At 62.6% G+C, this 12955-nt stretch carries 12 protein-coding genes; 3 read left to right on the top strand and 9 right to left on the bottom strand.

The features are described 5' to 3' along the window. Nucleotides 1-4: 4 nt before the first annotated feature. A complete protein-coding gene (locus AADV58_RS11980) occupies nt 5-1174 on the bottom strand; it encodes a porin (protein WP_043421250.1) in 1170 nt (389 codons plus the stop codon). Nucleotides 1175-1252: 78 nt separating this feature from the next. After that, nucleotides 1253-2509 (bottom strand): nitronate monooxygenase, encoded by a 1257-nt coding sequence (locus AADV58_RS11985; protein ID WP_341743304.1) that lies wholly within the window; start codon nt 2507-2509, stop codon nt 1253-1255. A gap of 172 nt (nt 2510-2681) precedes the next feature. Between AADV58_RS11985 and AADV58_RS11990 the strand changes: the two genes are divergently transcribed. Next, nucleotides 2682-3839 (top strand): NnrS family protein, encoded by a 1158-nt coding sequence (locus AADV58_RS11990; RefSeq protein ID WP_341743305.1) that lies wholly within the window; start codon nt 2682-2684, stop codon nt 3837-3839. Here the strand turns inward: AADV58_RS11990 and AADV58_RS11995 are convergent, their stop codons facing one another. Both AADV58_RS11995 and AADV58_RS12000 read right to left on the bottom strand, forming a co-directional pair. Then, on the bottom strand, nt 3840-4679 hold the full coding sequence (locus AADV58_RS11995) for an HDOD domain-containing protein (RefSeq protein WP_028994994.1): 840 nt from the start codon (nt 4677-4679) through the stop codon (nt 3840-3842). Then, nucleotides 4679-5005: a hypothetical protein gene (locus tag AADV58_RS12000; protein ID WP_028994993.1), complete on the bottom strand. Its 327-nt coding sequence runs from the start codon at nt 5003-5005 to the stop codon at nt 4679-4681. Before AADV58_RS12000 ends, AADV58_RS11995 begins: the two co-directional genes overlap by 1 nt. Before the next feature lie 446 nt (nt 5006-5451). Between AADV58_RS12000 and ilvB the strand changes: the two genes are divergently transcribed. Beyond that, complete coding sequence (ilvB, locus tag AADV58_RS12005) at nt 5452-7140, top strand: acetolactate synthase large subunit (RefSeq protein WP_341743306.1); 1689 nt, start codon at nt 5452-5454, stop codon at nt 7138-7140. Further along, nucleotides 7137-7448: an acetolactate synthase small subunit gene (gene ilvN, locus AADV58_RS12010; protein WP_028994991.1), complete on the top strand. Its 312-nt coding sequence runs from the start codon at nt 7137-7139 to the stop codon at nt 7446-7448. Before ilvB ends, ilvN begins: the two co-directional genes overlap by 4 nt. A 64-nt stretch (nt 7449-7512) precedes the next feature. On the opposite strand, the gene AADV58_RS12015 is transcribed toward ilvN, so the two are convergent. The 5 genes from AADV58_RS12015 to napA all read right to left on the bottom strand — a co-directional run bounded on the left by AADV58_RS12015 (nt 7513) and on the right by napA (nt 12955). Beyond that, nucleotides 7513-8157: a NapC/NirT family cytochrome c gene (locus AADV58_RS12015; protein ID WP_043421248.1), complete on the bottom strand. Its 645-nt coding sequence runs from the start codon at nt 8155-8157 to the stop codon at nt 7513-7515. Nucleotides 8158-8179: 22 nt separating this feature from the next. Then, nucleotides 8180-8641, bottom strand: coding sequence for a nitrate reductase cytochrome c-type subunit (locus tag AADV58_RS12020; protein WP_028994989.1), 462 nt, complete (start codon nt 8639-8641; stop codon nt 8180-8182). After that, complete coding sequence (gene napH / locus AADV58_RS12025; protein ID WP_424243811.1) at nt 8638-9510, bottom strand: quinol dehydrogenase ferredoxin subunit NapH; 873 nt, start codon at nt 9508-9510, stop codon at nt 8638-8640. The genes AADV58_RS12020 and napH overlap by 4 nt, the downstream gene beginning before the upstream one ends. Further along, nucleotides 9507-10316, bottom strand: coding sequence for a ferredoxin-type protein NapG (gene napG, locus AADV58_RS12030; RefSeq protein WP_043421245.1), 810 nt, complete (start codon nt 10314-10316; stop codon nt 9507-9509). Before napG ends, napH begins: the two co-directional genes overlap by 4 nt. Before the next feature lie 62 nt (nt 10317-10378). Beyond that, entirely contained in the window at nt 10379-12955 is a 2577-nt protein-coding gene (gene napA, locus AADV58_RS12035) for a nitrate reductase catalytic subunit NapA (protein WP_341743307.1), read from the bottom strand.

The following is a 12955-nucleotide window of genomic DNA, read 5'->3' on the forward strand; positions in this document are numbered from 1 at the left end:
GTGCTCAGAACACGAAGTCCAGACTTAACGAGAAGACATCCATGCGCCCATCCCAGCGGCTACGGTCATCCTTGCGATAAGGAAAGAGCGAGGACGAATCGCCACGGATACCGTCCCACTGCGCCTTGAGCGCGACATTGCGGGCAACATCCCAGCGGGCACCGGCAAAAATGGTTTTCTGATCGGAGTGCGAATCTTCGATCACATACGCTGCCACGTCATTCGAGAGAGGATCACCGAGCTCGGGTTTAGCATATTTCCTGGAGAGAACGCGCGAATAGCCAACAAACGGCGTCATCTTGCCAATCCGGTAGCCCAGCAAGAGATAACCGGCATTCGAATCGCTCAACGCGCGGGTCCCCTGGTCGATGTGGTTCAGCATCAACTGCGCCTGGAACGGCCCCTTGTCATAGACCAGGCCGAGCGAATAGTAATGCGTTCGGGTATCGCGGGTTTTCAGATATTCGGCAGCAGCGGCCGGCAAAACAATGTTTTTCTCTCTGGCCAGCACCGGCGCCAGCGGCAGATCGTTGCGGAAACGAATATTGGCGTAACTGCCGCGCAGCTGAAGCCCGCCCAGTTGATATTCGAGATAGCCGCCAAGCATGGGCGAGCGACGGATATCCCACTGCTCGTCGGCCAGCGGAATGTGACCGCGCGACTGTCCGTAGAACACCTTGCCGCGAACGACTCCCTCACCGAGCGAAACAGCCAGCGAGGCATCGGCACCGTGAATGCTGTAGAACGGAAGATGCCAGAAATAGTCGCCAGGCGGACGGACCGTGAGGAAGGAATAGCCGACCCAGCGCGAATCGGCCAGCATGAAGAATTCGGTTCCCAGGCGACCGGCCCGCAAACTCAGGTTGGGCGAGGGCTCGAACTTGACGAAAGCCCAAGCCATTTCGGGATGAAAAGTCCGGTCGAAGCGATAGCGGCTAAGCACCTGCGCCACCGCCTGCCACTGGGGATTAACCTGCCAGTTGGCCTGCAGCCCCAGGGCGCTATCGGTCTTGCCGGTCCATTTGTCGGTTGCCCCGCGCGCCTGTGACAGATCGCGGACAAATTCGACTTGGTCGGTGGTAGTGCGCACCGCGCCCAGCGTACCAAAGCCCTGGATACTGAAGGAATCACCGGGCGCCGCCAGCGCAGCGGCGCAGAACAGACCGGAGGACAACAGGAAGGCCAGACGCTGCCAGCCCCCCCGGCGACAGAAACGATTTCCTAGCCCGGGCATGCCTGGCCTCCGTTTGAATTAGCCTGCCGCAGGCTCCGGCAAGGCCACTTGCTGATCCGTACTGAACTGGTAATCCTTGAAAATATGTTCAGCGCTGAGCATCTGGTAAGAACCGTCGTCCAGTTTGCGGGTCGTGTCCTTCAAACGCCAGGTCAGCTGGCCGCAGGTCCAGATTTCGAAGTTGCGCATGTGCGTGCACAGGCAGGTCTTGTCCCAGACCTTGACCTTGCGTGCCTCGGGGTGCGCGGCGACTTCGCGGTTGTACGCGGTGATGTAGGAACACTTGCCGGTGGCGTCGAGCAGGTAGCCATAGGCTTCGCAATTCGGGCGGATGCCGTCGCCGATACCCGGGCTGGACTTGATCATGCGCATCGGATAGCCGGTCGGCGAGATCTGGTTGACCTCGATGTCGTCTTCGGTTGCCTTGAAGTATTCCTGCTTGGCGGCATCGGGCAGGCCACATTCCTCTGCCACGGTGAAGCGCGTTGCCACCTGAACGGCGGCTGCGCCAGCCTCGAGGAACTGGGTCGCGTCGGTACCGGTGAAGATGCCACCGGCCGGAATCACCGGAATATCGAGATGCTCATCTCTCAGATACTGCATGACCTCGGCGACGATGGTCGCCAGGTCGTATTGCGCCCAGTCCATGCCAAAGCCGAGGTGACCACCGGCCAGCGGTCCTTCGACGACGATGTAGTCGGGCATGCGGTTGGTGCGCGCGCTCTTCTTGAGGAAGAGTTGCAGTGCGCGGACCGACGAGACGATGATGCCGAGCTTGGCATCGCGAAAACGCGGATGATCCTCGATCAGGCCGAAGGAGCCGAGGTGCAGGCCGGCGGCCAGGGTGATGCCGTCGATGCCGGCATCGAGCGCGGCCGACATGCGGACCTTGAGGGTCTCGCGCGGCGCGTTCATGGTCAGCTTCTCCATGCAGTTGATGAAGACCATGCCGCTGCCCTGCTTGCGTGCCATCGTCGCTTCGACGTGCAGGCGGGTCGCTTCCGCGAGGCGGCCGAGGTCGAACTTGACCGGCGACTTGTCCTCGTTGTTGACGTTGTACTTGTAAAGCGCGAGCTTTTCCTTGACGTGCTTGGTTTCGTAGCGCCGATCGGAGACCGTGTTGATCATCGCGTCGGAAATATGGCCGACACCACCGAGGCGCGCCGCCTCCAGGGCCAGATCGGCGGTCGAAATATCGACCCCCATGCCGCCGATCATGATCGGAACCAGCTCATGCTTGCCGAAACGCAAGCGGAAATCATCAACACGCTTCATCTTTGTCCTTAAAAAACCTGCCGGGCTGATGTCTCTCTCCATGCCCGGTCAAGGGCGTGATTTTACGCCAATGTCCCGGCGACTGTGCGCCGCCATCGGATAAATCAAATATTCGGCCACGCCCACTTGGTAAAGTTGCGACGTTTTACGCATTCCTTGGAACGGTTTCGCCATGAAATTCCTGCATCACCCGCTGTGGTTGGTCGGTTTCCGCCCATTTTTCCTGCTAGGCTGCTTCGCCGGAGCGCTGCTACCGCTGGTCTGGGCCATGGTTTATTCCGGCGCCGCGAACCTTGATTCGAGTCCGGTCGACGCCTTGCGCTGGCACGCCCACGAGATGTTTTTCGGCTTCGGCTGGGCGGTGCTCGGCGGATTCCTGCTGACCTCAACCAAGAACTGGGTCAATATCCGGGGTCATCACGGCACCGCCCTCGCCTTTCTCAGCTTCGCCTGGCTGCTCGAACGACAGGGCATGAGCTTCGGTGGCGCCTGGCCGACACCCCTGTTCCTGCTGTCCAACAACCTGTTTCTCGGCAGCATCGTGGCCATGCTGGTGTGGACGCTGATCCGCTACCGGAACCAGGACAGTTACCGCGACAATGCCTTCTTCGTCGTCCTGTTGCCGGCCTTCATCGTCGCCAAGCAACTGATGCTGCACGGCGACTTCAGCGCTGGTAGCGAGATGACACTGGCGCTCTTCCGGCTGGCTTTCCTGGTCATGCTGGAACGCACACTGACCCAGTTCATGAAAGCCGCCTTCCAGGTGCAGATCCTGCGCCAGCCGCGACTGGACATGCCGATCAAGCTGCTCGGCCTGATCCTGGTCGGCAGCTTCCTGCTGCCCGCAAACCTTGGCGCCGCCTTGTCGCTGGCACTGGGGTTACTGCTGCTGGTCCGCTTCGTCTTCTGGAAACCGCTGCTGGCCTTGCGCCGCATCGACATCGGCATCATGTACGTCGGCTATCTGGCGATCGTCGGTCAGTTGCTGCTGTCTGCACTGGCGCAATTCGTCGAACCCGCCTGGGTTGGCTCGGTGACGACTCATCTGTTCACCTTCGGCGCCATGGGTTGCGTCATCCCGGCGATGATCATCCGCATCGCCAACGGGCATACCGGCAGGAAAGTGGTGTTTTCGGGGCTGGACCGGAGCATCCTATACCTCATGCTGGCGGCGCTGACGATCCGCGTCGGCCTTCCGCAATTCGCGCCCAACCTTTACCTGGCCAGCATCCACGCCGCCGCAAGCTGCTGGCTACTGGCGTTCGGCCTGCTCGGCTGGCGCTATATCCCGATGCTGCTGAAACCGCGTATCGACGGCCGGGAGCACTGATCAGGAAAATATCCGGGTCAGGTTGCGTGAGCGCGCCTCGATCCGGCCAAACAGGAAGTTGAAATCGTCGCGCCAGTCGATGCCCAGCACGTCGCAGGCGGTTGCCGAAACATGGCGAACGCTGGCGTGATTGTGGCGCTCGATGTTCAGCGCATTGACCACCGCTTCGCCCAGATGCGTCACCGCGATCAGCTTGTCGGCCGGCGGATGCGCATCGTGGTGATGCTGAATGGCGGAGATGACCGACGCCGGCAGATGCCAGGCAGTCGCTAGCAACCGACCGATGGTGCAGTGATCGAGGCCGAAGTGCCAGATTTCGGCGTCGAGGATGTCGAGGTCCGGCGCCTGCTCCATGCTCATCCGCACCATCTGGAATTCCAGCGGATGGCAACGCGCCATCCACAATTGGCCGATATCGTGCAGCAACCCGCAGACCAGCGCGAAATCGCGGGAACAGTGACCGATCCGCGACAATTCCTGGGCGGCCACGCCCACGGCAATGCTGTGCTCCCAGAAATGGCTGCCCATGCCGCTTTCGCGGGAGAACTTTGCCAGGCTGACGGCGAGCACGATTTCCCGGAGTTTCGACAAGCCGATCAGCGAGACGGCGACCTGCATGTCGCGCAGGTCACGCTGGGTCCGCCCAGCCATGACGGCCGCGTTGGCGATCGACAGGACACGCGCAGTGATCACCGGATCGCGTTCGACCAGATTGATCAGAGCGCCCATCGCTGCATTCTCGTCGTCCAGGGTTTCGAGAATTTCATTGACGACGGTGGGAAAGGCCGGCAACAGGGCCGCCCGTTCGATGATCTCGCTTTCCTTGAGATGCAGTGGCATCAGAGGCTCCGGTAGGCCAGGACGGCTGCGTACAGTCCGGCCACCGCGGGCCGTTCCTTGTCGGCGTTGGCGAAGATGCGCTGCAGCTGCGCCGCGTGCGCCACCTGCTCGGCTGCCCGGTCTTCCTCGCTGCGCTGATCTTCCTCGGCAACGCAGGCAAACTCCCCACCGCGACGGGCGATCTGGCAGAGATTGTCTTCGGTGAGCACATGGCCGGCCGGCAAGGCGAAGTTGGTGACACCATGCTCGGCGATGGTCAGCGAAGCACCGAGCACCATGCCTTCGACAAGCTCGTTCAACGGGAGATAACGCAAACGCTGTTTCATGATTGTCACAAATGTATTCTGTTTGTTATTTACGTCATATTTTGAGTTTTATTAATAGCAAGGTCAAGGAAATTCGCTTATCCCAACGCGCTAGCATCTAGCCAATAGTTTCACCTCCAGCATAGCCTGCTTTTATCCGTTTGCCTCATCACAAAAACCCTACTCATCCCGTTGTTGTTTTTTCCTGAAACTTCGGCGATAGTGCGCTTTAGCTGAACTTTGAACCCACCGATCCGATGAACGCTTCCACCGCCTTCCGCTCCGTTGCTGCCCGCGCAGTCTCGCTGCTGGTCGTCGTACGCGTCATTAGCGTAGGCGTCGTTACGCACGCGCCGTCGCGGATCGGGTAAGCAGAAGCAGCAGACAGTTTCCCCAAACCCCGCCGGCGCAACCGGCGGGGTTTTTGTTTGAGCCTCCCGGAACCGCCAGAACCCCAGGAGCCTCAGATGAGTGATACCCCCAACGAAACCCTGACCGGTGCCCAGATCACCGTACGCCTGCTCGAACGCCAGGGCGTGCGCCTGGTCACCGGTTATCCCGGCGGCGCGATCCTGCCGATCTACGACGCCCTCGGTCAGTCGACCGCGATCCGCCACGTCCTCGCCCGCCACGAACAGGGCGCCGGCTTCATCGCCCAGGGCATGGCCCGCGTTTCCGGCGAAGTCGCCGTCTGCATGGCCTCCTCCGGCCCCGGCGCGACCAACCTGCTGACCGCGATTGCCGACGCCAAGCTCGATTCGATCCCGCTGGTCGCCATCACCGGCCAGGTGCCGAAGGCGATGATCGGCACCGACGCCTTCCAGGAAGTCGATACCTACGGCCTGTCGGTCCCGATCACCAAGCACAACTTCCTGGTTTCCTCGACCGAGGAACTGCTCGAAGTCATCCCGCGCGCCTTCGCCATCGCCGCTTCCGGCCGCCCCGGCCCGGTGCTGATCGACATTCCCAAGGACGTGCAGAGCCGCGCCATCGAGGTCACCAGCTGGCCTGAACCCGGTCGCCGCAAGCTGCCTGCGGCCGCCGACGGCATGGCGCTGGCCGAAGCCGCTTCGCTGATCGCCGCAGCCAAACGCCCCCTGCTCTATCTCGGTGGCGGCGTCATACACGCCGGTGCTTCGGAACTTGCGCTTGAACTCGCCGAAAAGTCGACGCTGCCAACCGTGATGACCTTGATGGCGCTCGGCGCGATGCCGGTCGACCACCCGCTGTCGCTGGGCATGCTCGGCATGCACGGCGCGCCCTACACCAACCTGGCGCTCGACGAATGCGACCTGCTGATCGCCGTCGGCGCCCGCTTCGACGACCGTGCCACCGGCAAGGTCGCCGCCTTCTGCCCGCAGGCGAAGATCATCCACATCGACATCGATGCGGCCGAACTCGACAAGATCAAGACCGCCCACGTCGGCATCGTTGCCGATGTCACCGAGGCGCTGACCCGCCTGCTGCCGCTGGTGCCGGCAAATCCGCGCGCCGAATGGAATGCCCGGATCGACGCGCTGAAGGCCGAACATCCGCAACCGCTGCCTGGCGTCAACGATCCGCGCTCGCACTTCGGCCTGATCCAAGCGGTGGCCGCCTGCCTCGACGACGACGCCATCGTCGCCACCGACGTCGGTCAGCACCAGATGTGGGTCGCCCAGGCCTACCCGCTGCGCCGACCGCGCCAGTGGCTGACCTCTGGTGGTCTCGGCACGATGGGCTTCGGCGTCCCGGCCGCCATCGGCGCCGCCCTCGCCGCGCCGGAACGCACCGTGGTCTGCTTCACCGGCGACGGCTCGATCCTGATGAACATCCAGGAACTGGTCACCGCCGCCGAGCAACGCGCCAACGTCAAGATCGTGCTGATGAACAACGCCGTCCTCGGCCTGGTGCACCAGCAGCAGACGCTGTTCTACGGCCAGCGCTTGTTCGCCTCGGAATTCCAGGCCATGCCCGATTTCGTCGCCGCCGCCCGCGCGCTCGGCATCGCTGCCGTCGATCTCGACCAGGCAGCGAATCCCTGCGCCGCGCTCGCCGATGCCTTCGCCCGCCCCGGCCCGTGCCTGATCCACGCTGGCATCGACGCCGAACAGAAGGTCTATCCCATGGTGCCACCCGGCGCCGCCAACCGTGACATGATCGGAGCCCAGGCATGAACGCTGTCAGCCGTAACGAAAACCAGGCGCTGTCCCGCGCCGTGCTGGAAATCGACGTCGCCAACCACCCCGGCGTGATGTCGCACGTGGTCGGCCTGTTCTCGCGCCGCGCCTACAACGTCGAAGGCATTCTCTGCCTGCCGGTCGGCGACGGCCGGCAGAGCCGGATCTGGCTGCTGGTCAACGAAGACCAGCGGCTGCCGCAGATGATCCGGCAGGTCGAAAAGCTGGAGGACGTCAGCGCGGTGCGCCGGCATCATGCCGACCATGCCGTGTTTACCGACCTGGAAGCTTTCTTCCAGGCCTGACGGACGAAAAAAAGCGCGCCGGTTCGCAGGAACCGGACGCGCTCGAGAGGTGGTTTGAAAAGCCCTAGTCCTTGCTGCCGCTCACCGGCGGGTGGAACACCTGCGGCGGCGCGCCGTCGGCGTTGATCACGGTGATTGCCTGATCGACCTCGGGCAGCTTGTGGGCGATGCCCTTGTGGCAGTCGATACAGGTCTTGCCTTCGTTGAACGCCTGCTGGTGGGTATTGGCACCGCGACGCCCCTGAACACCGTAGTCGAAATACTCGAAGTTATGGCAGTTACGGCATTCCTGCGAGTTGTTCGCCTTCATCCGTTCCCATTCGCGGGTTGCCATGGTCAGCCGATGCGCTTCGAACTTCTCCGGCGTATCGACAACACCGGTGATCTTGCCCCAGACCTCCTTGCTCGCCTGGATCTTGCGGATCATCTTGGGCACCCATTCCTTGGGCACGTGGCAATCGGAGCAAACGGCCCGGACCCCGGAGCGGTTCGAGTAATGGATGGTGTTCTGGTATTCCGCGTACACGTTGTCCTTCATTTCGTGACACGAGATACAGAACTTCTCGGTATTGGTGTATTCCATGGCGGTATTGAAGCCGCCCCAGAAGATGATGCCGGCACCGAACAGACCGAGCACCGTGACCACGCCGATACCGGCAACCCAGCCACGAACCCTGCCAATCAGCCCTGCAGGCTTGTTATTTTCCATGATTCTTCTCCGTCAGCCGGGTTCAGCGAATGCCTTCGGCCGGCTTGAATTTGTTGGCCACCAAGGGCTTGGCATCGACCTGCGGGACGTGACACTGCAGGCAGAAGTAACGACGCGGCGAGATGTTCGACAATTCCTGGCCGTCACGCGTCTTGAAGTGGGTCAGCGAGACCTTGGTCGCGCCGGTTTCCTTGTAGCGGCTCCAGGAGTGGCAATCCATGCACTTGTTGTACTTCATCGTGACGTTGTAGCCATCGACCTTGTGCGGCACCAGCGGCGGTTGCTGAACGTAGTCGCGTTCGATCGGCGGGCTGTCCTTCATCACCTTGAACGGATCGGCAGATTCGGTCTCCGGGGCCTGGATGGAGGCCCCGCGCAGGCTCTTGAGCCCACCCTCAGACGCATGGACCGGCCCCCACGACAGTGTGGAAACCATGAGTGCCGCGGCCAAAGCAGCAGTGAACAGGCGGCTCTTGTTTTTCATGAATCGCTCCTTTGATCGAACCGATGAGTAAAGTGGAAAACGTGTTTGTTGCAGACATCGATGCAGCGACCGCAATTGGTGCAATCGGCATCGAGGATGAGCGGGCTGTCCTGACCGGCCTTCTTGAGCGCCGGACGGATGACCTGGGGTTCCGGACAGACCGCGAAGCAGTCCATGCAGTCGTCGCACTTGCCGCGCTGGTCGGCAGTGATGCGGACCAGCGACTTCTGGCCGAGCAGGCCGTAAAAGGCGCCCATCGGACAGAGGTGACCGCACCAGCCGCGACTGGCGACCAGCAGGTCGTAGGCGAAGATCGCCAGGACCACGGCCAGACTGCCGGAGAGGCCGAAAATCAGGCTGCGCTGCAGGATGCTGACCGGATTGACCACCTCCCACATCAGCGTGCCGGTGAAGGCCGCCAGCAATAGCGAACCGGCCAGCACCCAGTAACGGGTATTGCCGTCGGGCGCCCGCCCCGACTTAAGGCCCAGACGCCGGCGCAGCCAGGCGGCGGCGTCGGTGACGACATTGACCGGGCAGACCCAGGCACAGTACAGACGACCGCCGAACAGCGCGTAGAAAGCGATGACGATGGCCGCCCCGATCAGCGCGGCCGAGGCCGGCATGAAACCGGCGGCCAGGCTTTGCACGAACAGGTAGGGATCGGTCAGCGGCAGGATGTCCAGCGTCAGCGACGAGGCCAGATTGCCCTTGGCGATCCACAGCCCGAACCAGGGTCCGGTCATGAACAGCAGCAGGATGCCGAGTTGCGAAACCCGGCGCAGGATCAGGTAGCGGTGCGCCGCCAGCCAACCCTTGTCGCGGACGGCATCGCGGCCCGGATGCAGGGGATTGCGGGTGGCGCTCATGGCTTCCATCCCGAATTGATGCCGGCGGGCGGCGGCGCATCACGATCGACGCGCACATCGCCGTAGGCTTTGTCTTCAAGACCGCGTACCGGCATCTCGACCTGATCGCCGATCAGCGAACTACCGTGCCTGGCCTTTTCTTCCCAGCCCTTGCGGTAGTGGTCGGGCAAGGCGCCCTTGGCCAGCGCCACCGGCATTACCTTGATCGCCGCTTCCGGCAGCACGCAGGCTGCCTCGCACTTGCCGCAGCCGGTGCAATGGTCGGAATGAACCGTCGGCAGCAGCAAGGCATGGCGGTCGGAACGCGGGTTGTGGATGCTCTCCAGCGTGATCGCCTTGTCGATCACCGGGCAGACGCGGTAGCAGACATCGCAGCGCAGACCCAGGTAATTGAGGCAGGTTTCATGGTCGGAAAGCACCGCCAGCCCCATGCGGGCGTCGTGGATGTCGGTGAGTTTGGGATTGAGTGCACCGGTCGGACAGGCCTTGACGCAGGGAATGTCCTCGCACATCTCGCAGGGGATGCTGCGCGCCTTGAAATATGGCGTCCCGCCGGTCACCTCGCCGCCGACCGGGGCCAGCACCAGGGTGTCGTAGGGACAATCGCGAACGCACAGGCCGCAACGCACGCAGGCAGCCAGGAAATCCGGCTCGTTGAGTGCACCGGGCGGGCGCAAGGCCTGCGCCGGGTTTGCCCCGGCCGGCCGGGCGGCGAGCAGCGGAACCAGGCTGAGCAAAGCCCCACCACCGGCCGCAGCGGCGATGCCGTTGAGGAATTTCCGGCGTGCCAGGGAGGCAGGCGACACGCCGGGTTTTCCTTCAGGCTTGGCGGTGGGATTCGTGCTCACGATTCAGGCTCGCTGCGATCTCAGGCGCGGGTGATCTTGACCGGACACTTCTTGAAATCCGTTTCCTTGGAAATCGGACAAGTCGCATCGAGGATCAATTTGTTGACCAGCTTGCCTTCGTCGAAGAAGGGGATGAACACCAGGCCGACCGGCGGCTTGTTGCGGCCCTTGGTTTCGACGCGCAACTGGATCTCGCCGCGCTTCGACGCCACCTTGACCTTCATGCCGCGCTGGATGCCGCGCTTCTTGGCATCTTCCGGGTGCATGAAGACCACGGCTTCCGGCACCGAACGGTGCAGTTCGGGAACGCGACGGGTCATCGTGCCGGTGTGCCAGTGTTCGAGCACGCGGCCGGTGGACATCCACAGGTCGAATTCCTTGTCCGGCATTTCCGGCGGCTGCTGGTAGGGCAGCGCGAAGATCACGGCCTTCTTGTCCTTGTGACCGTAGAAGCTGAAATCCTCGCCCTTCTGGACGTACGGATCGTAGCCCTCGCGGAAGCGCCACAGCGTTTCCTTGCCATCGACCACCGGCCAACGCAGGCCACGGGCCTTGTGATAGACGTCGAAGTCGGCCAGATCGTGGGCCTTGCCACGACCGAAGGCGGCGTATTCCTCGAACAGGCCTTTCTGCAGGTAGTAGCCGAGTTCCTTCGACTCGTCGTTCATGTAGCCCTTGATCGCGTGACCGTTGGCCTTTTCCAGATCGGCCAGCGGGAACTTGTTGACCGCGCCGTTCTTGTAGAGGATGTCGAACAGGGTCTTGCCACGGTACTCGGGCTTCTTGGCGATCAGGTCGGCCGGCCACACGTCCTCGACCTTGAAGCGCTTGGAGAACTCGATGTACTGCCACAGGTCGGACTTGGCCTCGCCCGGTGCCGACACCTGCTGGCGCCAGAACTGGGTGCGGCGTTCGGCATTGCCGTAGGCGCCTTCCTTCTCCATCCACATGGCCGACGGCAGGATCAGGTCGGCAGCCATCGCCGACACGGTCGGGTAGGCATCGGAAACGACCACGAAAGCGGCCGGATTGCGCCAGCCCGGGTACATCTCGTCATTGATGTTCGGCCCGGCCTGCATGTTGTTGGTGGTCGTCGTCCAGTAGCACTTGAGCTTGCCGTCCTTGAGCATGCGGCTCTGCAGCACGGCGTGGAAGCCGATGCGGGCGTTGAGCGTGCCTTCCGGCAGTTGCCAGATCTTTTCCGAGTACTTGCGGTGATCCGGGTTCATCACGACCATGTCGGCCGGCAGGCGGTGGGCAAAGGTGCCGACTTCGCGCGCCGTGCCGCAGGCGGACGGCTGGCCGGTCAGCGAGAACGGACCGCTGCCCGGCGTCGAGATCTTGCCGGTCAGCAGGTGCACGTTGTAGATCATGTTGTTCACCCAGGTGCCGCGGGTGTGCTGGTTGAAGCCCATGGTCCAGAAGCTGACGACCTTCTTCTTCGGATCGGCATAGAGCTCGGCCATGCGCTTGAGGCGGTCGGCCGGCACGCCGGACAGCTTGGCGGTCTTGTCCAGGGTGTATTCGGAAACGAACTTGGCGAATTCCTCGAAGGTGATCGGCTTGGATGCGCCGGTATCGCCCTTGGGCTTGCCGTCGGCGCCCGGATAACCGTTCGACTTGGCATCCTTTTCCAGCGCGTGCGCCGGACGCAGGCCGTAACCGATGTCGGTCTCGCCCATCTTGAAATTGACGTGCTTCTTGACGAAGTCCTGGTTGACCTTGCCGCTCTGGATGATGTGGTTGCAGATGTAGTTGAGGATGGCCAGATCGGTCTGCGGCGAGAAGATCATCGGGTTGTCGGCCAGCTCGTAGCTGCGATGCTCGAAGGTGGACAACACATGGACTTCGGCGCCGGCATGGGTCAGGCGGCGGTCGGTGATGCGCGACCACAGGATCGGGTGCATCTCGGCCATGTTCGAGCCCCACAGCACGAAGGCGTCGGCGTTCTCGATGTCATCGTAGCAACCCATCGGTTCGTCGATGCCGAAGGTACGCATGAAGCCGGCCACAGCAGAGGCCATGCAGTGGCGGGCATTGGGGTCGAGGTTGTTGGAGCGGAAACCGGCCTTCCACAGCTTGGCGGCGGCATAGCCTTCCCAGATCGTCCATTGGCCGGAGCCGAACATGCCGATCGACGAGGTCATCTCATTGACCGGCTTGCCGGCGTTGGCCTGCATGTCGGCCTTGAGCGCTTCCTTCCACTTCTCTTCCATGATGTCGAAGGCCTGCTTCCACGAGATCGGCTGGAAATCGCCGTTCTTGTCGAACTTGCCGTTCTTCATGCGCAGCAGCGGCTTGGTCAGGCGGTCTTCACCGTACTGGATCTTGGACAGGAAATAGCCCTTGATGCAGTTCAGGCCACGATTGACCGGGGAGTCCGGGTCGCCCTGGGTGGCGACGATGCGACCGTTCTGGACGCCGACCAGCACGGCGCAACCGGTACCGCAGAAGCGGCAGGCGGCCTTGTCCCAGCGGACTTCGGTCGGGCCGCCGGCACGGGCGGTCTGGGCGCTGGCAGCCAGCGGGATCCCGGCGGTCGCCGCAGCAGCGGCAACAGCCTGGGTCTTCAGAAATTCACGGCGATTCATGGTCAT

The organism is Azonexus hydrophilus (genome assembly GCF_038368255.1).
Taxonomy (GTDB): domain Bacteria; phylum Pseudomonadota; class Gammaproteobacteria; order Burkholderiales; family Rhodocyclaceae; genus Azonexus; species Azonexus hydrophilus.